Source organism: Vibrio sp. L85 (assembly GCF_963871815.1).
GTDB classification, from domain to species: Bacteria; Pseudomonadota; Gammaproteobacteria; order Enterobacterales; family Vibrionaceae; genus Vibrio; species Vibrio harveyi.
Genome location: NZ_CAWMYL010000244.1, coordinates 155,177 through 177,179, shown reverse-complemented (window position 1 = coordinate 177,179; position 22,003 = coordinate 155,177). Strand labels below are relative to the sequence as shown.

The following is a 22,003-nucleotide window of genomic DNA, read 5'->3' as shown; positions in this document are numbered from 1 at the left end:
GACGTTTATGGAAAGCCCTGTTCGCTCACCAATTAAGCTCTCAAGCCTATGCCTAGCAGTGGGGATGGCGCTTGCCCATCCAGCTTTAGCTCAAGATCAAGACTCTCACTTCGAAGAGGTAGTTGTGTGGGGGACGAAAGTATCCAGCAACACCGAATCAATGTTTGCTGACGATATGTCGCTCAAGCAAGCCGATCACATGTCGGATTTACTTCGTGATATTCCGGGCGTTGATGTGGGTGGTACGCACTCTGTCAACCAACGCATTACGATTCGCGGTCTTGGTGAAACCGACCTTGATATCCGTTTGGATGGTGCCTCTCAGCACGCCAACATGTTCCACCATATTGGTAACCTTACGCTTAACCCGGACATTTTGAAGTCAGCGGATATCCAAGTGGGTAATAACTCGGTAACTCAAAGTGGTCTTGGTGGCGCGGTGTACTTTGAAACCAAAGATGCACGTGATCTGCTGCGTTACGATGAAAACTTTGGTGCGCGTGTTTACGGTGGTTATGCGTCTAATGATAACCAACAGGGCTCTTTAACGCTTTATGGGCTGTTGTCTGAAAGCGTGGACGCTATGGTCTACGGTCACTATGTGACGCGTGATGACTTTAAAGATGGTGATGGTAAGAAAACCTTTGGCTCGGAAGGTGACGTTTACAATATCCTAGGGAAATTAGGGTACGAATTTGGTGATATCCATCGCATTGAAATCTCTTACGACATGTACCGTGACAGTGGTGATTATAACCCACGACCTGATATGTCTGGTGGCGCGAACAATGGTCTATCCAACAACTTATTGATTCCGACTGATTATGATCGTGACACGGTCACTCTGAGTTATGAATTGCGCGGCGATCAACACCAAGGTGACGTAACACTTTACAACACCGAGACTGAAATTGTTCGTGATGAATCCGTAATGGCACCGCGTTGGCCGGCAAATCGTTTGTCGAAAAACACGGCGAAAAACCAGAACTTTGGTTTGAGTGCAAAATTCCAATCACTGCTGACATTGGGTGATTTTGATCATCGTGCGACGTACGGTCTTGATTACATGGATAAGACTTCGGAGAGTTACTACGGCAGCAGTAAGTTCATGGATGAATCCGCGGTCTCTACAGCGTTATTCGTTGAAGACCAATTCTTCATTTCTGATGCTCTCTCCATCACAGCGGGTCTGCGTTTTGACGATTACCAGCGCAAAGCAGAAACAGGTAACAACGATTACGATGAAGTGACATGGGCACTGGCAGCAGAGTGGGCAATAACACAAGACTGGACGCTATTTGCAAGCTCTCGTTCACTCTTTAAAGGTCCAGAATTAATGGAAACCTTTATCGCTTACCAAGATGTGGCTTACCTACAAGATGGTTTGAAACCAGAAACGGGGCAAAACACACAAGGTGGCGTGCGCTTTGACAAAACCATGGATGCGCATTCATTTGGTGCAAATTTAACCTTCTTCCAAACTGATATTGATAACTACATTGCTGAAGAGTACCAACGTACTACGAAAACTTATCTTATTTACAATTTGGGTGATGTGGAAATCAAGGGCTTCGAAGCAAGTGCCTTCTATGGTTATGAAAGCTTCGGTAGCAAACTGTCATACTCTAAATCAGATACAGAGAACAAAGATACTGGTGGTCCTGTCGCGGGCGGCAATGGTCGCAGTATTGATATGGGTGACAGCATCTCGCTGACGTTGGATTACCAATCTGATTCGCTAGAAACCATCTTCGGTTGGAACTCAATGTTTGTTCTTGAAGAAGACAATGTGTTTGATGGTCAACCTAAGAAAGACAGCTACGATGTACATAACTTGTACGCACAATGGGTGCCTTCTGACATCGATGGTCTATCGGTAACGTTTGGTATCGATAACGTCTTTGACGAGCTATATACGTCTCATGCATCTCGTTCGGGGACGGCCCGAGGTATTACTTTGGATGATTACGAGCCAGGACGTAACTATAAGTTATCGGCGGCTTATCAATTCTAAATCAATGACAGCGCTCTGAATCCTGCATCTTGAAGTCACTTGGGTATAACAACCTTAGCTATTTGGCTCTCATCAGAGAGCCATTTTTTATTCTGGAGAGCTCGAAAGGTACAGCCTAGCGAGAGAGATTTGTTTATGAAGGGAAGTGTAAACCAATGATCAAAGAAACGACGAAAATCGAAAGCGAGCATGCGAGTAAATACCTCGTCACCTTATGCCGCCATTTTGCTCGCAAGGTACCTGCGACTTGGAATGACGAAAAGGGCTTAGTGACGTTTCCTGTCGGAAGCACGGAATTTAGGTTGGAAGGGGAGTGCCTCTTGGTTATCTGTGAAGCGGAATCTGAAGAATTGTTGGTAAAAGTGAAGGCTGTTGTGGCTTCTCATATCGAGATGTTCTCACGAAGAGAAACAATCGAGCTCACTTGGGTTCGCTAATTAGCCGTTATCTTTTCGTTGATGCCAGAAAAAAGCCCCGCTTAGTCCAAGGCTGTCAAGCGGACTAAACGAGGCAAACAGAGCAACTAGGAACACTGCTCTGCGATGGTGTCCGGAAACGAACATTAGAATCGCTTCCGAGATAAATTCTAGGAGTTTCTTTCGCAGTTTTGTCAGCGAAATGTCACGAGTTAAGTCGTTGGTGGCAAGCTTATTTTTTATTTTTGAACAATAGCTTAGAAACCAAACAGGGCTTGTAGGAATTACCTTAAACCTCTGACAATAGACATAAAAAAGCTCGCTGTTTGAGCGAGCTTTACTGTTTTAGAACCCTCTAAGATTAGAGGTAAAAACATTCGACTAGTGTTTGCGCTGTGGACCGTTACGAACGATGTCTTTACCGTTATCGTAAACGTGCTGAGAAACCCAACGACCAAGGATCAATTGGTGTTTGTCACCCAATACTGCCACAAATGGACGACCATCTGTGTTCGTTGTCGCAAGTGCCACACCGGTTACGCCCTCAAGACCCAGTGCGCCACTTTCAATAAGGTGTAAGAAGGCTTCAAGCTCTTCTAGTGTTTCGATAACTTGATTATCAATGTTCATCGTATTCAATCTCTTCGAATTGTAGATACTCAATGGTCGCGTACTCTACCTAAGTTACGGACAGAAACCAAGAAAGGATTTGTACTAACCAAATGGCTCAAGGGACGAGGAGTAGGGACATGCGCGTGGTTTGATTTCAAGCAAGCAATGGTGAAATCAGGGTGGATCTCAGATTTTCAATCCGAAGCGCAGCGTAATCTTTGGTGGGTGGGAAAAGCGATGTAATAATGCTTCACGTTCTAAAGCTAAGCTGTTGTAAATTCATCATCAACAAGTCGTTAAGACCACTACTATGAGACCCGCCACTATGAAGAAAGTTTTGATTACTGGTTTTGAACCCTTTGGTGGGGAATCTATCAACCCTGCCTTAGAGGCCGTAAAGCGCTTAAACGGTAGAAAACTCGATGGGGGTGAAGTGGTTATGTGCCAAGTTCCTGTTACTCGATATGAATCCATTGAAGCAGTGATTGAATCAATAGAACTGCATCAGCCCGATATTGTTATCACAGTTGGTCAAGCGGCAGGACGTACTGCGATTACTCCTGAGCGCGTTGCAATTAATGTGGATGACTTTCGTATTCCGGATAATGGTGGTCATCAACCGATAGATGAACCAGTGATCCCTGATGGTCCGGATGCTTATTTTACGACGTTACCTATTAAGGCGATAACGAGAGCACTGCAACAAGAAAACATTCCATGCCAAGTCTCAAACACGGCAGGGACCTTCGTATGTAATCATCTCTTTTATGGCGTTCAACATTACTTACGCGATAAATCGGTACGTCATGGTTTTGTGCATATCCCACTTTTGCCAGAACAAGATAGCTCGGGCAACCAGCCTACGATGTTACTGGACGTCATTGTTGAAGGGTTGGCGCGATTGGCTCAAGTAGCCATAGATAATGAATCAGATATCGCCGTGACCGCAGGGCAGATTTGCTGATGAGATATCACCGAGCCTCTGCCATTAGGCGCATCGCTTGGTGTTCTTGTATCTGTTAAGTTGCTCAAATTTTGTGGGCTATGAAAGGAGTAGCATTGAGGTGACAGATGAAAGAGTTTAACTCATTCATTTTGCTCTCTCGTTTCAATAAAAAAGGCGAACTATCATGAAAAGCAATAGAAGTAAGATCATTGCGCTTTCCTCTGCGGTTGTTTTCGCTTTGGCTATTGCGGCCCTAAAATTCGAAAACACTCTCGGACTGCTTCCTATGCTCGTTGCCATTGTGGCGTTCTTTACTTGTGTCATTCATACCAGCATGCATCTATCTGGCGTAGGCAATGCAGATGCGTTTGGTTATTACGAACGATCACAGCAAACTAAAGCAAAAGCGCTTCATCAGGGGTTAAACTCCCGAGATAAAAAGCGTTGAAGCATGTCACATTCTCCGTATACTTTGGCTAAGCATTAAAGCACAAGCTTGTCGGAGAAAAGCATGTCAAATCGAGTACCTACCAACATACTGACGGGATTTCTTGGCGTCGGTAAAACCACGACTATTCTGAACTTATTGAAAAACAAACCAGAAAATGAAAACTGGGCAGTGTTAGTGAATGAGTTCGGCGAGATTGGTATCGATGGCGCGATGATGACTGACCAGGGTGCAATGATCAAAGAAGTTCCTGGTGGCTGTATGTGTTGTACGGCTGGTGTGCCGATTTCTGTTGGTATTACGGCATTGTTACGCCAAAAACCTGATCGTCTTCTTATTGAACCAACGGGCTTGGGGCATCCAAAGCAAGTCATTGCAACGCTGACTTCTGATCAGTACCTGCCGTATGTTGATTTAAAAGCAACCATCGCGCTGGTGGACCCTCGTAACCTCAGCGTTGAGAAGTACCTATCAAATAAGAACTTCGTCGATCAGCTAGATAGCGCGGATGTGGTTATTGGCAGCAAAGTTGATCTGTGTACCAGCCATGACATTGATGTTTTCAACGATTGGGTGACGGACCAATCGCCTTCAAAAGTGTTCAGCAAACTGATTCATGATGGTGATCTTCCTATTGAAGTGTTGGATATTGAACGCGTGCACGGTAGTGCTTCTTCTCATATCGAAGCTCATCATCATGATCACGCGCATCAAGAGCCACAATTTCAGTTGCCTCCTGGTGAAGCGTTCATCCGTAAAGAAAACAAAGGACAGGGCTATTACAGCTGTGGTTGGTTGTTTGGTGCCGAATACCACTTTAATTTTGATCAACTGTTCTCCATGTTATCGGATCTGACAGCAGAACGTGTTAAAGCGGTTGTTAACACAGACCAAGGTTGTTTCGCGTTTAACGTGGCAAATGGCGTGGTGTCGGTAAACCAAATGAGCCTAGAAGGTTTCGAATCTCGTCTTGAGGTGATCGACTCACAACTAATGCCATGGGACCAGCTCGAAGCGATTCTACTTAAGCTTTGTGGCATCGATAACTGAGCGTTAAGTGCTCAAAATTAAGACCTGAGTATCGACTTGGGTCTTTTTCGATAGAATCTTGTTATTGAGACGATAGAAATTTATTATCTCCGTTGCTCTATATATATGCGACGCGTATCACTATAATCGCCGGTTTTCTCGCGCTATAAGAAACCGGAGATCTCTTGAATCCTACCTTTACCCTCTCGGAACTGAAGTTCTTTTGTTTACGCTTTGTCGCGATTTTATTTTTGTTAGTTGCCGTATTTGGCGCCATCATTCATTACGACAAATCAGCATCGGAAGAAGCGGCAAAAAGCAATATTCGTGTGCAGCAACAAGCGCTATTAAAAGGCAAGAAACAGTACATTGAGTGGGTGATGGGGTCTGTAGTGAGAGAGACGGCTCTGTTGGCGGATATCATGGCAGCGAGACGAGTTTATGAAACCCTTGAGCTTCCTTCTGAACAAGCGCAACGTGCTGAATTGTCTCGCTTGAATTCGATTCTAGAGGCTGTGAGTCAACGTAAAGAAGTGTATGACCAGCTCCGCTATCTTGATATGCAGGGTAATGAAGTTATCCGAATCAACTTTAATGGTGGTCATTCTGAAGTCGTACCTAAGAAAGAATTACAGAATAAAGCGAAACGCTACTATTTTTCAAAAGCCCTTAAACTTGGATGCCGTAAAATCTATGTATCTCCTCTGGACCTAAATATAGAACATGGACAGATCGAAGTTCCTCTCAAACCAATGATTCGCTTGGCGACGCCAGTATTTGATAAGCAGGGAAACAAGCGCGGGATCGTGGTGGTTAACTACTTAGCCAAGTACTTGATGGAAGGTATGGCGTTGTTCAATCTCGACATGGGTACTAACTACATGCTTTTGAATAAAGATGGCTATTTCCTTTTTAACAAGCAAAACCGAGACGCAGAATTTGCGTTTATGTATTCCGATAGGCAGCAAGAGACCGTCTACAATGCTTACCCTGAATTAGCTGCTCAAATCAAGCAAACGCAATCCGGTCAGATTGAGACTGAACATGGCATCATGACCATAGAGTCTGTTGGCGCTGTGGACAGAATTAACCCCTATTGTTTCCAGAATTACCATGTGAGCGAAAACAGCTCAACAGCATGGAAGTTGGTGTCTTATGTTGATTTTGCGAAACGCAAAGAGATCAGTAGTGGCATTTACGAACGTCAATGGTTAATGCAAGTGGGTATGGTTTTGGCTGTCGCTCTGGCGTATTTTATCGCTCGATTCCAGCTACGTGCTTTCTCCGATAATCAACGCATTCATTACCTTGCACACCACGATAGCTTAACAGGATTAGTGAACCGCGCTGCGTTTCAAGAACAAGCGACGCTAACCTTAGCGCGTTGTTTTAAAGAGGGCAAAAAGGCGTGTTTGATCTATCTCGATTTGGATGGCTTTAAGTTCATTAATGATGAATATGGGCATGCTGCAGGGGACAAAACACTGGTTCACATTGCATCGGTAATGCGTCGTGTATTTGGTTCTAGAGCGTTGCTCGCTCGCTTAGGTGGCGACGAGTTCGCCATCCTTTTGAGCAATACCGAACATATGGAAAACCCTGAGCATTACGCGGCGTCTCTTATTCATTTAATTCAAGACCCAATCGAAGTGGTAGAAGGCAAGTTCCATCAAGTGACCAGTTCAATAGGTGGCTGCTATTCCTGCGAGCCGGAATGCACGTTTGATGACCTCATGCACCAAGCCGATATGGCGATGTATGAAGCGAAGAAATCGGGGAAAAATCGTTATTTCTTCATTCAGTAAACGAAAGTTGGGCATAAAATAAAGAGTACCGAATCGAAACTCGCGTGATTCCATGAGTTTTTACGTGAACGCATGAGAAAAGTGAGATAAATCACTCGAATTCGGGTATAGTGCACCGCTAAAATTTTTAAAGCTATTTAGTGATTTGTTTAAGGAATACGCTCAATGTCATTTTCATCTCAAGGTTTTGCGCCAGAAGTGGTAAAAGCACTGGCAGAATGCGGTTATGAGAAGTTAACGCCAATTCAACAGAAGGCGATTCCAATGGCTCGTAAAGGTCATGATATTTTTGCCACTGCACAGACGGGTACGGGCAAAACTGCCGCGTTCTCGCTACCTATGATTCAACAGTTGTTGGAATCTGGTCGTAGTGCATCTCGTAAAACGGCACGTGCGCTTATCATGGCTCCAACTCGCGAGCTAGCAGAGCAAATCGCAGATAACATCAAAGCGTACACTAAGTATACTGAGCTATCGGTTGCTGCAATCTTTGGTGGTCGCAAGATGTCTTCTCAAATTTCTGCATTAGAGCGCGGTGTCGACATTTTGGTGGCGACGCCAGGTCGTCTTGAAGAGCACATTGAACAAGGTAATGTGTCAGTGGCGAACATCGAGTTTCTTGTGTTTGATGAAGCAGACCGTATCTTGGACATGGGCTTTATCCATGCGGTACGTAAGATCATGCTGGATGTGGATACTGACCCACAAATCATGATGTTCTCAGCAACGACGTCTAGTCAGCTAAACCTATTGGCGAGAGACATTCTGCGCAAGCCAAAACGTATCGAAGTAGAGCGTGCGAACACGACTGCACAGACGGTTGCGCACGTCCTTTACCCAGTGGATCAAGAACGTAAAACAGAACTGCTTTCTGAGTTAATTGGTCGTAAAAACTGGAAGCAAGTATTGGTGTTCGTGAACTACAAAGAAACAGCGAACGATGTAGTAAAAGAGCTTAAGCTTGATGGCATTAAAGCGGTTGTTTGTCATGGTGACCGTGCGCAAAGTGCTCGTCGTCGTGCGCTAGAAGAGTTCAAAACGGGCAAAGCTCGTGTAATGGTCGCAACGGATGTTGCAGCGCGTGGTTTGGATATTGAAGATCTACCACACGTTGTGAACTACGATATGCCATTCCTAGCGGAAGATTACGTTCATCGCATCGGTCGTACAGGTCGTGCTGGTAAGCAAGGTCACGCCGTTTCGTTTGTTAACCGCGAAGAAGAGCTAACGGTAGTACAGGTTGAAAACCTTATTCAACAGCGTATTCGCCGTATCGAACTTGCAGGTTACGAACCAAAACAACGTGAAACGTACATTGAGAAGCTAAACTCAAAACCAGCTTTCAAGAACCGCCAAGGTCGTCGTAACAACCCGAACCAATCGGCAACAGACCAAGGTTCAGCTGAACGTCGCCTAGCAATGGTAAAACGTTTGAAAGCACGTCGCTCTTCGAACTAACTTCAGAATATAAAAAACGCCCCTCATGACGAGGGGCGTTTTTGTTTGTGTTTATACTTACGATACCTAACCATCACCTCGGTGATCTGGGGAAATACAAACGGTTTAATTCATACCAATGAAGTTCGGTTCTCCGCGGTAGATAATGCGGTCATTCCCTCTATGAATCCCGAAGGTGACCACAGTGGGTGGGTTGTCTTCGGCTTTGCTCTTCTTATCCCAATTGTATTTAAGCCAAGGTAAGTTGTTTCCCTTGTCGCTTAAGTCTAAGTGGAATCGAACTTGCTCTCGCGCGGAATCGACTTGGCTGGCTACGATATCGTAGGTTCTGCCAGCCAGCATGGTGCCTTCACCAGATAACTTAGTGTTGTCAGGAGCAGAGTTGGACCAAATTGGCGTGCGTGAATGATGCTGTCCATTTGCCGTGGTCGCGCTGTCGTCAAAGTGGGTAACAAAGCGTCCGTTGTGCCAAACTTCGACATCCAGTGGGACTTTTATGGTCATGCCTTGGTTGCCCCCGACATCTTTAAAGTTAAGTCTACCAAAGCGAATATCTGGCTGCTCTTTCAGAATATGAGTGCCGTCAATGAAGTGAATTTCGTCGACTGGCTTGATGAAAGCCAAACCTATTTTTGTCTTGGTTGTTGTATTGTCTTTTACTTGGTTGAATGGTCCGTCTGGATAGCGTCCATCGGTTTCATCTTTCTTCCAGCAAGGACTGTTCTCGCAAGTCGCATGGTTTGCTGGTTTAACAATAGTGAAAGTTCCAACGCTTGCTCCCGCCTCTAGGTTCCATACCGCGCTGTTTGCTGCTGGTGGAATAAATCGGTTCGTATAGTCACTGAGTTCCCCAAGGTAAAAACTCTCGCGCAAAGCGGGATTAAAATGCACGTAGTTTTCGATGTTTTTCTCCTTGGCGTTAAGGGCCACAACATCATAGGTAACTTGCTCAAATGGCTGGTTCATATAGATGAAGTCTTGCTTCTCAGGGTATTGCCATTCTGCATCTTTTGCCTCGAAGTATTTGGCATAGAAGCGACCGATATTTCGGTAGCCTGTGTTCACTGTCATTCCCAGATAGGTAGTATCGAGCTGCGCTTTAATTTTTAAGCTGCCGACTTCGTCCCAAACTAGCTGAGAGAAGTAATAGCGTGAGTTTTCATTCTCGGTATGGCTCAGTTTTAGGGTATTTGAACTGCGCAGTAAGGTATGAGTCTGCTCGGCAGTTGCCTTTGGTGTTTGCTGTGAACTGGTAAGGACGATGCTGGCCGCAGGAGCATCCTCCATCATAAAGTTACTCGTTACTCTGGCGTTACAGTAATTCGAGGTATTTACTTCATCCGTATGCAGCGCCTTGTTTTGCCAAACGATGGGTTTTACTGAAAGAGAAAAGTAGTCTCCCGCCGCGATGAAACCCTCTCCACTTTCTGATGTGCCTGAGGCAAGTGGGGTAGAGCCGTCACAGATAGCCAAAGTCCAAGGACGAGAACTAACGTTGAAATGCCCTGTGACTAGGACTGAGCCACTACTTGGACAGTCTTTATAATCAGCGCATTGAAAACTATCCGATAATTCGACTCTAAATTGCCCTGATTCATAGGTTTTCAACTTCGACTCTTCTGATTCACCATTCTTAAAGTCGTTTAAAAGCTTAAAATCACCGAACTTGCCACTTTTAGGTTGTGTGATTGTTGGATTAACTATGGGTGACCCATTGTAATTGGAAGCGATAACGGGTTGATCTCCAGAGGTACACGCGAGCAATCTCATGTGTACATCTTTCTCCTTACCTGCAATGACTTTGATATCATCCAGAGACTCACCAGACATGACCGAGTAAGCTTCAAACATGAAAGGCGTAAACATGAACTTTACGTCTTGAGTTTTGTTTGTGTCGTCGAGAAGAGAGAAGGTTAGGCTATAGCTTGCATCCAGTGTGATTGAGTCTACGTCTTTCGGGATGACCTTAATGATCAGTGTTCCTTCATCGTTTGAAACAAAGGTGTTTTCGTCAACTTCGGTTTTGCCTTCGACCATTTGCAGCGAAAACAATTTTGGATCAGATAACGCAGCGACAACTTTTGCACTCGCAGCTTCCCCTTTGTTTGTTGTCTTTACGGTAAAAATCGGTAAATCGTCACCGCACATTAATGCCATATCATCTGTCGGTGAGACGATAAGGTCATAATCGTCATCAGTTGGTGGTGTGATATCGCAGATTGGTATCTCTTCTGGTATAGGACACAACTTAGATACTTGGTTGCTGTATGTACAATCTGCGTCGTCAAAGCCGCAGTAGTTAGCAGGAACCGTATCAATCGCAACTGCAGAGTAAACAAAGCCACATATTGAGGTATCTTGCAGCGTGGCTTTTTGAAACGAGTTTATTGCTAATTTAGGTGCGTAAACGTTACTTATGGCATCGATGGTGACTTTGTTACCTTTAACACTATTGGTTAGGTTGTTGGTACCAAAGATATCGATATTCTTAAAGTCGACTGTTGCAAATGCACTCGTATTGCCAACAATTTGGCTCCGACCGCCTTCTGAAAAGATGTGTTGACCTTCTGAGTTTAAATCTCCGCAGACTTTTGCTTGAACTAGCTTAATATTGCCGGCGCTCTTCAGGTTGCCATTGACCACGCTGTCTTTCGCCAATAGAGATGTGTCTAACATGTTCGAGCTCGAAGAACCGGCATAGACGTCACCATCTACCTGAGTTTGTTCAAGTTCTACTTTTCGAAGAGCATAAATGTCGCCAAACACAAAGTTGGATTGTCCTTTGATTAAAATACTGCCACCGGCACTTTCGACATGACCAAAAACAATCGTATCTTTGATAGAAAGCAGACCATGCGAGGTTAAATTACCGACTATCTTGCTTGGTTCTCCGGTATTTTCGACGATGATCTCAAAGTCCCCACCTTCGGTCTTGATATTAATAGGCGTTGCTTCAGAGCCAATATTGTTTTTCCCTTTGAGCTCAACATTGCCGTAAGCAACGATCGTTGCAGTTTGAGGGGTGGGTTTTGAGTTGGTGATGTGAGCACCTTCAGGGATGCTAATGGAACTAGAGCAGGTGTAGAGGTTTCCTTGCACTGTGAATCCATCACCCGCACAAATTTCGTTCAACGTTGGAATATCGGCAAGATCATAAACTTTTGCCTCAGCCATCGTGGGTAAGAGTAATGCTGTACTTAAAATGCTAATAAAGCGCATCATCAAGTGTCCTAAATTTAGTGGAACTTAATGGCACCAAGCGAGAGTGAGCAATGGACTCACAGAGAATGATTCAACGACTTGTACTATTTTTTATTTAACGCTTACTTATTGAACTGTGGTTATTTTTTATTTCGTATGTTGTTCCAAGTTCATATGATGAGTATTAAAACTTGAATGTGATCTTAGTTCAAGATGTGGAGCTGAACTGTGTCGCACTTTTGACGTAATAAATTGTTAAAAAATAATAAGAAAGGGTGATTTTTGTACGAAGTGAAGCAGAGCCAACGAATGGTCATTGGCTCTCAGTTTCAGTAGGCAAAGATATTAGGCTGCGTGATCAATTAAAGGTGCCATTTGGTACAGCTCTTCAAGGATCGCTTTGGTTTGTTTTGAGTATACAAGTCTATCTCGATCGCCGACTAACTGAATGGCTTTTACTTTACCAGATACCAAGCACAAACGAATGGTGCGTAACACCATTTGAATATCGAGAGCTGGTGTTCCATCAAGGCTGTTTTTGGTCAGTAGTGATGCCAAATCAATCGAGACAATCACTTGATTGCAGTGATCTAAGTAGTTACCCATTTGTTGTTTTAGATGGTTGCGGTGACGAAAGCAGAACTCTCGGTCGGTTACCCAGTCACAGCCTTGGTCTTCTGCATATTCCCATACTTCTTGTTTGGTATCTTGCTCACTAGAGCCTGCAAAGAACAATCGCACGTTTTGGTAACGGGATAACGCAAAATGGAACGCAGACCCAACACGAGGCTCAAGTGTTGGGTTTAAATTCATTTTATGACCAATGTGAATAATGCCCACTTCGTCATCATCACAAACGACAACGGGCAGCATAGATAGCACTGCTTCTGTGCAATTGGACAACACAACGGGAACGGAATGACGAGAAAGAGATAAGCTCAGTGCTTCTTGAAAATCACCAGTCTCGATTTGATGATGGGAAAAGTGCCCAAGGTTGGCTGCTGAGCTTTGATCATGTTGCTGATATAGCCAATCGCTGGCATTTTCTAAGCTTTGATCAGCTAATTCAAACGTTCCGCGGCTCATCGGGGCTAAATGTTCACATACCGTCATAAATGAAAAAGGGTAGTGATGAATTGGCTTGTCAGCTCGATGAAATTTGTAACGTTTGAAAAAGCTCAACATGATGAATTACCTTTCTGGCGGCAACGCCCTCGCTGCCTGCAACACATGCAAAATGATACGCTGCTTATCCTTTTCGACTCGGTGAGCCGGAGCCATGACCGAGACGGCGCCAATCAATTTACTTCCTTTCATGACTGGTGCACTGATGCCAGAGACACCAGGATCGATTTCTGATGTACTGACAGCGTATCCGTTCTTACGAATGGTGCTGAGTTCCTGTTCCCACTCGTTGAGACGATGATCTTGACCAAAGTGGCGTAAGATCTTTTCACAACGACTTTGAGGCATGAAAGCCAGCATCACCTTAGATGAGGCGCCACGAAGCAATGGTTGACTTTGACCCTGGACGTAGCTGCATCGAAGCGCCTGCATACTCTCTTTTTGTCTGACACAAAGCGCACGATAACCAGATGGCACCATATAAGCTGCCATTTCGCCGGTTTGCTGAACCAAACGAGCAAGGATGGTTTCTACCATGTCCAAACCGTGTTGAGCGGTCTCATAGCTGTGCATTAACAGCAGGGCGGCAGGACCAACCACAAATGTTTTGTCGTGCACGCTTTCCTCTATCAAGTTCCACTCTTTGAGGAGCTTTAAGTGTCTATAAAGACTGCTTAAAGGCACATTCAGTTGTTCACTGAGTGTTTTCGCAGAGACTGGGAATGGACTAACTGCGACTTGCATTAGCAATTGCAGCGCCTTTTCGTTGACTTGGTTAGCGTTGGCTTTGTTTGTCGTCATGAGTGTGTTGTAACGTGATAATGAGTATGCAACAACTATAATTCTTAGTTGCTGAGAAAAGGAAAATAATTAGAAGTGGATATTCTCATACAGTGAGAAAATGGCATATTAATATTTTAGAGGTAAATTGGCAGCCCTCGTTTGATGGTTACTGTTCTTTAGAGATAGCGAAAGCCAACCAGATTTTGAGTGACCAACCAAACGCAAATTTTATGTGAATTCCTCTTCACGCATCGTACCTGAGTAAAGAAACCTGATAACCTCTGTCTCGCAAATGAGCCACATATCAATAAGTTATTGTTATATTTGCCACTTTGAGTCTTGTTAACCATACTCAATCAGTGGAAGTGCTTTCAGTGGGGTGAATGAAACGTTGTTTCTAACTTGCTGATAAATGAAGAGTAATCGTTTGATATTACTAATTCTGATTGAAAAAAGGCATCTTTTTGATGATAAATAAAGAGCTTTTGAAAAAAGCCGTTATCTACATGCTCCCGCTGCCATTGATTGTTGCGGAGGTGTTTTATTTAGCAAACCAAAGCATTCAGAGAAACCTCGATCATATATTGGATAAAAATGTTCAAGTGGCGGACGAGATCCTCTCTCAGATCAAGACCGAAAATAGGACGGCACTGATTAACCCTGAGCGTTGTGAAGCCCTGCAACAGAACCTGATGTTCGAACGTGACATTGATGAAATGCTCATTGTGAAGGGGGATCAAATAGTGTGCTCGTCAAAACAAGGCGCGATGTCTCGACCTTTGACCGATTACACGCATATTTATAGCAACGGGCAATTGTCTTTCGGTCATCTTAAAGGTTACGAAGAACAGGTTCTTTTTCTGATCACCAAAAGTGAAAAGCGTCCGGAATATAAAGCGATTACTGTCGTTGATCGCGATTATTTTGGCGTCACTGTTGGTTATCGTAACGATGTACGTCTGAAGCGGTCTGCGATGTTTGTTGGCGGAGCGTCGGCACCTAAAAACGCTTCAAAGCACGGACAGAATGCGGTGTCATTAGCCCATTCAAACGAGTTTAACTACGACGCACTGATAGAGGCGAGTGATATCTATGTCGATCAAAAACTGCTTTCCTACGCAATCTCTGCGGTACCTATTTTGTTGGTGTTCTACTTACTCATTGTCGTTATTCATCGTTTTGTTGACCCACAACGTAGTCTGGTTTCCGAACTAAGAAAGGCATTAAAACGCCAAGATCTTTTGCTTTATTACCAACCACAATATGACGCGACAACAGGGCATGCATTTGGTTATGAAGCGTTGATTCGTTGGCCTCACAAATTAAGAGGCTTTATATCACCCGATGAGTTCATTCCTGCGGCAGAAAGCAATGGGTTAGTCGAATCGCTGACCGATTACGTTCTCGAAAAAGTGTCGAACGATTTCTCTAAAGTTAAGTTTGAAACGCCAATTCATTTGGGGGTGAATGTGCCTCCTGGATACCTCGTTGGTTCTCAGGTAATAAGAAAGATCGAGAACATTCATCGCAAGCTCAAAACAAACAATGTCGAATTGAGTATAGAAATCACTGAAAGGCAGTTGATTGATGACAGTGCGAGAAAACACATTGCTGCGCTGCGAGTGCATGGTATACCAGTCCTGATAGATGATTTTGGTACTGGCCAGACAGCCTTAGCAGTCCTTCAGCATATGAAGGTAGACTATTTAAAAATAGATAAGTGTTTTATTGATACTATTGGCATCGATAGCGTGAACTCGACAGTGCTCAACGCTATCGTAAGGCTTGCGGGTGATCTGAACGTAGATCTTATTGCTGAAGGGGTAGAAACAGAGGAACAAGCTGCCCACTTAAGATCGCTGGGCGTAACCCTTCATCAAGGGTACTTGTATGCCAAACCACTCCCTTACGCAGAAGTGGTCGGCAATGCGAAGTAGGCGTCTTATTCGATGTGCCCTTTGTAACATTGAGCCGTTTGATCAAACTTAAACTCAAGATAATTCTGAATGCTGTCTAAGCCATCTTCTTGATAATGGGAAACGTAGAGAAGCTGGCTTAGGTGCTCTTTGGCGATCAGCTCTAAGGTGTTCTTTACTAGCACTCGTCCTAAGTAGTCCAGACCTTGGTAGGGTTCGTCCAAAATCAGCAGGGTAGGCTGTTTTACAATCGCCCTAGCAATCAAAAGTAAGCGTTGTTGTCCGTATTCCAATTGTTTAAACGACGTTTTCTCATACTGCGTCATGTGGAGAATCGTTAGCCATTCTTTGGCTATGCTGATTTCTTTTTTACTTGGTTGTGAATAAAGACCAATTGAGTCATAGAAGCCGGACAGAATCACCTCCAAGGCACTGCAGTTGACTCGGTACTGAAGATGTAACGCCGAAGAAACCATGCCAATGTGTTGTTTGATTTCCCAAATAGTTTCTCCGGTGCCACGCTTCTTACCAAAGATATGGATATCGTTGCTATAGCATTGCGGATGGTCGCCAAATATCAGCCCTAACAACGTGCTTTTACCGCAGCCATTTGGTCCCTTTACTTGCCAATGCTGACCTTTATCTATACGCCAGTTTAAGTCAGTAAAAATGGTCTTTTCGGTGTATTCCACCTTACCGTTTTTTAGCTCGAAGATTGGGTTATCGAAGTGCGTTGAATGCTGGTGTTGGCGAATCAACGTCATCATCTCTTCGCTTTGCTTCTCGGACTGGGATTTTATTTGCGTGATGATAGGGTGCTGATCCCAACTTTGTTTGTCCATGGTGCTGTCAAGTTTGCCACCGCTGAACAGCGCAATGCGTTCTATCCAGTCAGGCATGTCAGATTCACGGGAGAAGGTAATCAGCATTTGTACTGATTGAGACAATGTTTGAAGATAAGCCGCTAGTGAAGCACGGTGCGCGATGTCTAAACCAGTGAATGGGTTATCTAACAACACCAAGTCAGGCTTTGCTGCAAGCGCTCTAGCAAGCATTACGCGTCGTGTTTCACCCGTTGAAAGCACTCGAAATCCGCTTTCGGTTAAATGAGATAGGTCGAGGTCTTCAATGAGTGCTCGAGTTAAGTTGTCATCTTGGCTGATCTCAAAAATCAATCGATAAACTGAACTACCTTGGTCAATACGATCAAGAAAGTCTGTATCGTCTTTTTCGATCTCTAACTCCAACAACCTTTGCTGTTCAGAAAGAGATACCTGTGCGATATGGTAACCTTCGAGCTTCAATTCGCCTGTTTCTGGCTTTATTTCTCCGCACAGTAGGTCGCCAAGCATTGAGCCAATATCGCCTTTAGAGCTAAAAATTCCCCAAGATTGTCCGGCGTCAATCTGCCAATCGTCGATAGAGAGAGTAGAAGTGTTTTCCTTTGCAGTAAGCTGATGAAATTGAATCGGCATTGTGTCTTTCTTCCATGATTTATTGTCGTTTTGTTTGTTATACCAAGCTTACTCTTTCTAATGCCAATGTTTTGCTACGAGAAAAGCCCGTTTATTGGGGGAAATGTGACCTCAAAAGTAGATGCGTATTATTAGTCTTGTTGAGTATTGAGGCTGACAATTCCTTACCCGCACTTACACACCCCGGATTGAATGTTAAAAATGTTATCACTATGGTGACCCTCATTCGGAACTTGGGAGCCAACGTGGACGAATGGCATTCAGTCTCTCCAGTATCTATCGAGTCGTTATGCCAAAGGTGATTTTAAGGCAAGAACCGATGTCGTTGGTCCGGAGGCGATCAAAACACTTATCAATAATCAACATCAGATGGCACAAGCTATCGACTCGTTGATGACAAGGCAAAAAATGATCTTTGCTGCTCTGCCTCATGATATACGAACTCCACTTTCTGCTATTCAACATACGAGCGACATGATGGAAGAGGGAGGTGTGGACAATACCTTCTTGGTGAATCGTTTAGGGGCTCAGGTAAACAGCCTAAATACTCTGTGTGAATCGAGCTTACATCTCCTTAAAATCTTGAACAAAGAAGTCCCTTTACAACGAGAGTTCATCAGTTTTCAAGCTATTTTAGATCTTGCGTTAGAGGCTCAGGGGGGGAGCGACAAATCAAACGTGTGAACACACAGCAACTTGTATTTACCGACAAGAGGGTACTTAAAGTATTGCTACTCAACATTCTCTCGAACGCGAGTCGTTACAGTCATTCTGAAATTGAAGTTGTATTTATGGCTTATCCAAACGTTGACGTTGTAAAGATCAGTGATGATGGCGATGGTTTTGAACCAGCCACGATTGAGGCTTTCAATAGTGGCAAGGTTAACGACGTTTCACCCAAAGATGGCTTTGGTATTGGTATGTTACTTATTTACGAGCTAGCGAATTACCTGAATGGGCGAGTTCTACTCTCTAACACCGCCGCAGGCGGGCAAGTCATATTGATCATGAATCGCTGAATCGCAGGGAGTCTCAAATCTCTTCCCTAGCTGTCACGCGGCGAATATGCCGGAGTTCGGGGACGCCTAGTCTGGGCTTGCATTTAAGGAGGGATTTAGTTTAATCCCTTTAAATCAATGAAATACGAAAAAGCCCGCTAATCTCTTAGCGGGCTTTTTACTGGAATGTGGCGGAGTGCTGGGGGCGCACACGACTAGGGATATAGAAATCCCGTAATTTTCCAAATGCTAAAACGACGAAAGCTCGTTGATTTCTCAACGAGCTTTCTTAATATGGCGGAGAGATAGGGATTTGAACCCTAGATACGCTATTAACGTATGCCGGTTTTCAAGACCGGTGCTTTCAACCACTCAGCCATCTCTCCGTTGCGGGACGTATAATAGGGGGAGGCATAAACGTTGTAAAGCATTGTTTTAATGAAAAAGAACTGTTTGCTTGTTTTGTGGTCACACCTATAGACGGATGAAGTCTGATGGAATGCTCAAAAGGGCGCTTGTTACAGTATTTTGTAGAGTATTTACTTTATGTTGTGGTTACTTAATAAAATAGTGTTTTATTGCTATCTTAATGAAAAGTAAGAATAAAATGACTTTGAGTAAACATGTGTTCGCCCGAAAGTGTTTGCAACATATTGTGAACTAATTCAAAATTAACTGGTATAGCCAGTTGTGCTGAATTTATCTAAGGGTTTTTATGAAAGTCACGAATCTATTTAAAGACAAAGTTGGTGCGATTTCTGCTCACCAATCAGAGTTTATGAATTGGATGTCTCCAACGCTACGCGATTACTGGAGTGACTTCTTAGGTCGAGCACAAAGCAGCTTCCTATTTTCTAAAGTTCGCGATCACCAGCAACCAGCGGTGAACGAAGAGGTGATTCCTCAACCTGAGCCAATCGTGCTAAAGCCTGAAGCGCAAGTTCTATTTAATGAGCTAAGCGAGAAGGTGGGTGAAGTGATCCATGTAGGTGATTGGGTTCACGTATCTCAAGAGCGCATTAATCAATTTGGTTCTGTAACCGAAGATATGCAATGGATTCATACAGATCCAGAGCGTGCGGCTTCTGAATCTCCATTCAAAACAACGATTGCACATGGCTTCCTAACGCTAGCGCTGTTGCCTAAGTTGACAGATTCTGTGGATCCAGAAAAACCAATGTTCCCAACAGCAAAACTAGTGGTGAACCTAGGTTTGAACCAAGTACGTTTCCCTTACCCAGTAAAAGCGGGCAACAACGTACGTGCATCAAGTACGCTAACTAAAATTACGCCAATTAAGAAAGGTCTTGAGATTGAGCGTGAAATCAAAGTAGAAATTGAAGGCGTACGTCGACCTGGTGCTGTAGTTGTTTCAGTGATTCAATTGCACTTCTAATCGAATTCAAAGATTCAAACGAAAAAGAGAGCCGAAATTGGCTCTCTTTTTTTGTGTCTGCGTTTTATTGATTAAAGCTTTTTACTGGGGTGTAGCCGTAATCTGCAATCGCTTTTTGACCTTGCTCCGATTTCAGGAACTTCACGAAGTCTTTACCCGCTTTATCTAAACCATCCACTTTGTACAAAACTAAGAATGGACGAGCGAGTTTGTAGCTGTGGTTAGCGATGTTAGTTGCGGTTGGGTCTGTACCTTCAAACTGAATGGCTTTTACAGAGCGATCAACCGAGCCTACCGAGATAAAACCAATAGCGTGTGGGTTATGGTTCACAATGGTTTTTACCATACTGTTGCTGTTTACCACCAAGTTGTTCGGATTGATGTCTGATACCAAACGGTCGTTGATGACCTTAGTGAGACCTAGCAAGCTTTCAAAGCTGTAACGAGAGCCAGAAGAGGCTTCACGCGTTACAACGGCGATAGGTTGGTCTGATCCACCCACCTGTTTCCAGTTGTCGATTTTACCTTTGTAGATATTAAACAGTTGTTGTTCCGAAAGGTTAGTTACAGAGTTGGTGCGGTTAACGACAACAGCAAGACCATCATAAGCGATAGGGAATACGTTGAGATCTTCGCCTTTCTCGCTTTCTGTTAGATAACGTGAGCTCATTCCAATTTCAACCACGCCCTTGTTCACCATAGTGATACCAGCGCTTGATCCAATGCCCTGTACTGCAATGTAATCGTCAGGGTGCGTTTTATTATATTCTTCAGCCAGTACATCCATTACGCGTGCCACAGAGGTAGAACCTGAAATGTTGACTTCTTTTGCCATAGCAGAAGGAAGAGACAAAGCCATGGCTAGTAAGGTCGCCACAGAAAGACGTAACATATTTAACTCCAAATACGGTATAAAGCAGCGCTCATCATATTTCGTTCAGGTTACACTTTTGTGAATGGTCGTTGATATCCATAGCGAAAGATCGATTGCACTCACTTTAAGTTGATAACTATCAGTAATGTAGGATGAGTGGATTTTACTGATTTGAAACGAAAGAGGTGACACAGTTAGCTTTTCGGCATCAGATGGGGTGTTATTCTAGGTTTGAGCGGGCGCATGCCCCGATGGTGATTTCTGCCTCTCTCAGGCACTTGGGTATATACTAAGAACAACATATCAGGAGTACGCTCATGTCCGTGTCTCAAATGGCGACCAGTCGCTTGCACAAGTTGGTTCAAACGCTCTGCGCTAGGCGTAATGTCAATTTGCCAGTCGAAGCGATAGGGAAGTGTTTATACGAGCCCATAGAGAACGGTGTAGAGCTTTATCACGCACACTTCTTACTTGATTCACAACACAGTGAATACACGTCTCCTATCGCTAAAATTCTATTTGATGCCAACACTCAACTTTGGTGTTTCTATGTGCCTACATATCGTGGAGAGGAGTTGATGTGGGTGCCTTATGAAAAGCTACCAAGTAGTGAAACGCTTGAGGTGCTTCTCGCCGAATTAGAAAGCGATCCTCAAGCGTGTTTCTGGGATTAACAGATTTCTCTATCTGCTAATGCGTAACGTACCAAGCGTTACTTTGCGATTTGGCTACGAAATTCTTTTGGTGTAATGCTATAAATCGATTTAAACGCAGTACTAAAGTGTGCGGCGCTCTTAAAGCCGGATTCAAATGCAATTTGAGTAATCGACTTTTGTGACACTCGCAGTTGTGTTGCTGCGTGGTTGATGCGTTTCACCTTCAAAATGTGCGAGAACGAAAGGTTTTCTGCTGCTAGTCTGCGTTTCAATGTCGCGATAGACATGCTCATGTGTGTTGCTAGCGCTTCCAACGTGATGTCTTTCTCGATGTTCTTTTCAATGTACTTAATTGCCTTCTGAGAGGCAGTGAGACTGCTTGCGTCATCAATGATCGATAAGATGTCCGGCTGTACTTCAACCATCAGTGATAACAAGGAAAGCGCAATATGACCTTGGGCGTATTGTGGCGCTTTATTGTCTGCTAACTGAATTAACGTGTCTTTAAGCTTTACAATTGATGATTGGCTTTCTGAAGAGAAAGGGTAGAAGCGACGCTCTTCTGTCTCTGACTGTACGCCTGGATGCGTAGATTTAAACTCGCTAAACAAGCCAATATCAAACACAAGCGCGAGTGCTTTAAACACTCCGGGCTTAGCTTCAGCGCTGCGTAGGTCTGCAGAATTATATAGAGTGAAGTCTCCTGCATTTAATTCAATTTGCTCACCACTTGGTTGGTTAATGATGAGTGAGCCTTCTTCAACAACATATAAGCCATTGTGAGTGGCGGTGTAGCGTTCACTTTTGCGGGCAGTGAAGTGATTAAAGCGAATGATCTCAATGTTCGGCAT

Annotated in this window: 19 protein-coding genes and 1 tRNA gene; 12 read left to right on the top strand and 8 right to left on the bottom strand. The window is 44.0% G+C overall.

Annotation, left to right across the window (positions count from 1 at the left end; all coding sequences use genetic code 11):
* The first annotated feature begins 7 nt into the window (after nucleotides 1–7).
* Nucleotides 8–2,014, top strand: coding sequence for a TonB-dependent siderophore receptor (locus AACR11_RS25005; protein WP_005452229.1), 2,007 nt, complete (start codon nucleotides 8–10; stop codon nucleotides 2,012–2,014).
* A gap of 155 nt (nucleotides 2,015–2,169) precedes the next feature.
* Complete coding sequence (locus AACR11_RS25000) at nucleotides 2,170–2,451, top strand: DUF2218 domain-containing protein (RefSeq protein WP_017818692.1); 282 nt, start codon at nucleotides 2,170–2,172, stop codon at nucleotides 2,449–2,451.
* 360 nt (nucleotides 2,452–2,811) lie between these two features.
* Here AACR11_RS25000 and AACR11_RS24995 read toward each other — a convergent pair whose 3' ends face one another.
* Complete coding sequence (locus AACR11_RS24995; RefSeq protein ID WP_005452227.1) at nucleotides 2,812–3,060, bottom strand: hypothetical protein; 249 nt, start codon at nucleotides 3,058–3,060, stop codon at nucleotides 2,812–2,814.
* A gap of 307 nt (nucleotides 3,061–3,367) precedes the next feature.
* Between AACR11_RS24995 and pcp the strand changes: the two genes are divergently transcribed.
* The 5 genes from pcp (at nucleotide 3,368) to AACR11_RS24970 (ending at nucleotide 8,728) form a co-directional block, all read left to right on the top strand.
* A complete protein-coding gene (gene pcp / locus AACR11_RS24990; RefSeq protein WP_009696014.1) occupies nucleotides 3,368–4,006 on the top strand; it encodes a pyroglutamyl-peptidase I in 639 nt (212 codons plus the stop codon).
* A gap of 166 nt (nucleotides 4,007–4,172) precedes the next feature.
* Nucleotides 4,173–4,436, top strand: coding sequence for a hypothetical protein (locus AACR11_RS24985; RefSeq protein ID WP_029790685.1), 264 nt, complete (start codon nucleotides 4,173–4,175; stop codon nucleotides 4,434–4,436).
* Between the two features lie 63 nt (nucleotides 4,437–4,499).
* Nucleotides 4,500–5,486, top strand: a complete 987-nt coding sequence (locus AACR11_RS24980; protein WP_079325191.1) for a CobW family GTP-binding protein — start codon at nucleotides 4,500–4,502, stop codon at nucleotides 5,484–5,486.
* Between the two features lie 164 nt (nucleotides 5,487–5,650).
* Nucleotides 5,651–7,270, top strand: coding sequence for a sensor domain-containing diguanylate cyclase (locus tag AACR11_RS24975; protein ID WP_079325189.1), 1,620 nt, complete (start codon nucleotides 5,651–5,653; stop codon nucleotides 7,268–7,270).
* 165 nt (nucleotides 7,271–7,435) lie between these two features.
* On the top strand, nucleotides 7,436–8,728 hold the full coding sequence (locus AACR11_RS24970) for a DEAD/DEAH box helicase (protein ID WP_009696017.1): 1,293 nt from the start codon (nucleotides 7,436–7,438) through the stop codon (nucleotides 8,726–8,728).
* A 105-nt stretch (nucleotides 8,729–8,833) separates the two neighbouring features.
* Here AACR11_RS24970 and AACR11_RS24965 read toward each other — a convergent pair whose 3' ends face one another.
* From AACR11_RS24965 to AACR11_RS24955, 3 genes are all read right to left on the bottom strand, one after another.
* A complete protein-coding gene (locus AACR11_RS24965; RefSeq protein WP_079325187.1) occupies nucleotides 8,834–11,950 on the bottom strand; it encodes a polymer-forming cytoskeletal protein in 3,117 nt (1,038 codons plus the stop codon).
* A gap of 324 nt (nucleotides 11,951–12,274) precedes the next feature.
* The gene (locus tag AACR11_RS24960) at nucleotides 12,275–13,114 is read right to left on the bottom strand and encodes an arginase (RefSeq protein ID WP_029790688.1); all 840 of its coding nucleotides are present in this window, start codon (nucleotides 13,112–13,114) and stop codon (nucleotides 12,275–12,277) included.
* A gap of 6 nt (nucleotides 13,115–13,120) precedes the next feature.
* Entirely contained in the window at nucleotides 13,121–13,855 is a 735-nt protein-coding gene (locus AACR11_RS24955; protein ID WP_005452217.1) for an IclR family transcriptional regulator, read from the bottom strand.
* Nucleotides 13,856–14,304: 449 nt separating this feature from the next.
* On the opposite strand from AACR11_RS24955, the gene AACR11_RS24950 reads away from it, so the two are divergent.
* Complete coding sequence (locus AACR11_RS24950; protein ID WP_009696021.1) at nucleotides 14,305–15,774, top strand: EAL domain-containing protein; 1,470 nt, start codon at nucleotides 14,305–14,307, stop codon at nucleotides 15,772–15,774.
* A gap of 5 nt (nucleotides 15,775–15,779) precedes the next feature.
* Here the strand turns inward: AACR11_RS24950 and modF are convergent, their stop codons facing one another.
* Nucleotides 15,780–17,228 (bottom strand): molybdate ABC transporter ATP-binding protein ModF, encoded by a 1,449-nt coding sequence (gene modF, locus AACR11_RS24945; RefSeq protein WP_079325185.1) that lies wholly within the window; start codon nucleotides 17,226–17,228, stop codon nucleotides 15,780–15,782.
* Nucleotides 17,229–17,621: 393 nt separating this feature from the next.
* Here modF and AACR11_RS24940 point away from each other — a divergent pair, with 393 nt between their 5' ends.
* Together AACR11_RS24940 and AACR11_RS24935 are read left to right on the top strand one after the other, a co-directional pair.
* Nucleotides 17,622–17,912 (top strand): histidine kinase dimerization/phospho-acceptor domain-containing protein, encoded by a 291-nt coding sequence (locus tag AACR11_RS24940; protein ID WP_223295776.1) that lies wholly within the window; start codon nucleotides 17,622–17,624, stop codon nucleotides 17,910–17,912.
* Nucleotides 17,909–18,247, top strand: a complete 339-nt coding sequence (locus tag AACR11_RS24935) for an ATP-binding protein (protein WP_223295775.1) — start codon at nucleotides 17,909–17,911, stop codon at nucleotides 18,245–18,247. The genes AACR11_RS24940 and AACR11_RS24935 overlap by 4 nt, the downstream gene beginning before the upstream one ends.
* Nucleotides 18,248–18,521: 274 nt before the next feature.
* Here the strand turns inward: AACR11_RS24935 and AACR11_RS24930 are convergent.
* Nucleotides 18,522–18,612 (bottom strand) — tRNA-Ser (locus tag AACR11_RS24930).
* A 329-nt stretch (nucleotides 18,613–18,941) separates the two neighbouring features.
* On the opposite strand from AACR11_RS24930, the gene AACR11_RS24925 reads away from it, so the two are divergent.
* Nucleotides 18,942–19,622, top strand: coding sequence for a MaoC family dehydratase (locus AACR11_RS24925; RefSeq protein WP_005452183.1), 681 nt, complete (start codon nucleotides 18,942–18,944; stop codon nucleotides 19,620–19,622).
* 64 nt (nucleotides 19,623–19,686) lie between these two features.
* Here the strand turns inward: AACR11_RS24925 and AACR11_RS24920 are convergent, their stop codons facing one another.
* Nucleotides 19,687–20,514, bottom strand: coding sequence for a phosphate ABC transporter substrate-binding protein (locus AACR11_RS24920; protein WP_029790691.1), 828 nt, complete (start codon nucleotides 20,512–20,514; stop codon nucleotides 19,687–19,689).
* Nucleotides 20,515–20,813: 299 nt separating this feature from the next.
* Between AACR11_RS24920 and AACR11_RS24915 the strand changes: the two genes are divergently transcribed.
* Nucleotides 20,814–21,170, top strand: coding sequence for a DUF3024 domain-containing protein (locus AACR11_RS24915; RefSeq protein ID WP_005452180.1), 357 nt, complete (start codon nucleotides 20,814–20,816; stop codon nucleotides 21,168–21,170).
* Between the two features lie 38 nt (nucleotides 21,171–21,208).
* On the opposite strand, the gene AACR11_RS24910 is transcribed toward AACR11_RS24915, so the two are convergent.
* Entirely contained in the window at nucleotides 21,209–22,003 is a 795-nt protein-coding gene (locus tag AACR11_RS24910; protein WP_005452179.1) for an AraC family transcriptional regulator, read from the bottom strand.

What these genes read in the sequence shown, in the direction of transcription:
- AACR11_RS24925 (WP_005452183.1), top strand. Translation starts at nt 18,942, where the DNA reads ATGAAAGTCACGAATCTATTTAAAGACAAAGTTGGTGCGATTTCTGCT.
- AACR11_RS24955 (WP_005452217.1), bottom strand. Translation starts at nt 13,855, where the DNA reads ATGACGACAAACAAAGCCAACGCTAACCAAGTCAACGAAAAGGCGCTG.
- AACR11_RS24920 (WP_029790691.1), bottom strand. Translation starts at nt 20,514, where the DNA reads ATGTTACGTCTTTCTGTGGCGACCTTACTAGCCATGGCTTTGTCTCTT.
- pcp (WP_009696014.1), top strand. Translation starts at nt 3,368, where the DNA reads ATGAAGAAAGTTTTGATTACTGGTTTTGAACCCTTTGGTGGGGAATCT.
- AACR11_RS25005 (WP_005452229.1), top strand. Translation starts at nt 8, where the DNA reads ATGGAAAGCCCTGTTCGCTCACCAATTAAGCTCTCAAGCCTATGCCTA.
- AACR11_RS24980 (WP_079325191.1), top strand. Translation starts at nt 4,500, where the DNA reads ATGTCAAATCGAGTACCTACCAACATACTGACGGGATTTCTTGGCGTC.
- AACR11_RS24950 (WP_009696021.1), top strand. Translation starts at nt 14,305, where the DNA reads ATGATAAATAAAGAGCTTTTGAAAAAAGCCGTTATCTACATGCTCCCG.
- AACR11_RS24910 (WP_005452179.1), bottom strand. Translation starts at nt 22,003, where the DNA reads ATGCCGAACATTGAGATCATTCGCTTTAATCACTTCACTGCCCGCAAA.
- AACR11_RS25000 (WP_017818692.1), top strand. Translation starts at nt 2,170, where the DNA reads ATGATCAAAGAAACGACGAAAATCGAAAGCGAGCATGCGAGTAAATAC.
- AACR11_RS24995 (WP_005452227.1), bottom strand. Translation starts at nt 3,060, where the DNA reads ATGAACATTGATAATCAAGTTATCGAAACACTAGAAGAGCTTGAAGCC.
- AACR11_RS24960 (WP_029790688.1), bottom strand. Translation starts at nt 13,114, where the DNA reads ATGTTGAGCTTTTTCAAACGTTACAAATTTCATCGAGCTGACAAGCCA.
- AACR11_RS24915 (WP_005452180.1), top strand. Translation starts at nt 20,814, where the DNA reads ATGTCCGTGTCTCAAATGGCGACCAGTCGCTTGCACAAGTTGGTTCAA.
- modF (WP_079325185.1), bottom strand. Translation starts at nt 17,228, where the DNA reads ATGCCGATTCAATTTCATCAGCTTACTGCAAAGGAAAACACTTCTACT.
- AACR11_RS24970 (WP_009696017.1), top strand. Translation starts at nt 7,436, where the DNA reads ATGTCATTTTCATCTCAAGGTTTTGCGCCAGAAGTGGTAAAAGCACTG.
- AACR11_RS24965 (WP_079325187.1), bottom strand. Translation starts at nt 11,950, where the DNA reads ATGATGCGCTTTATTAGCATTTTAAGTACAGCATTACTCTTACCCACG.
- AACR11_RS24940 (WP_223295776.1), top strand. Translation starts at nt 17,622, where the DNA reads ATGACAAGGCAAAAAATGATCTTTGCTGCTCTGCCTCATGATATACGA.
- AACR11_RS24985 (WP_029790685.1), top strand. Translation starts at nt 4,173, where the DNA reads ATGAAAAGCAATAGAAGTAAGATCATTGCGCTTTCCTCTGCGGTTGTT.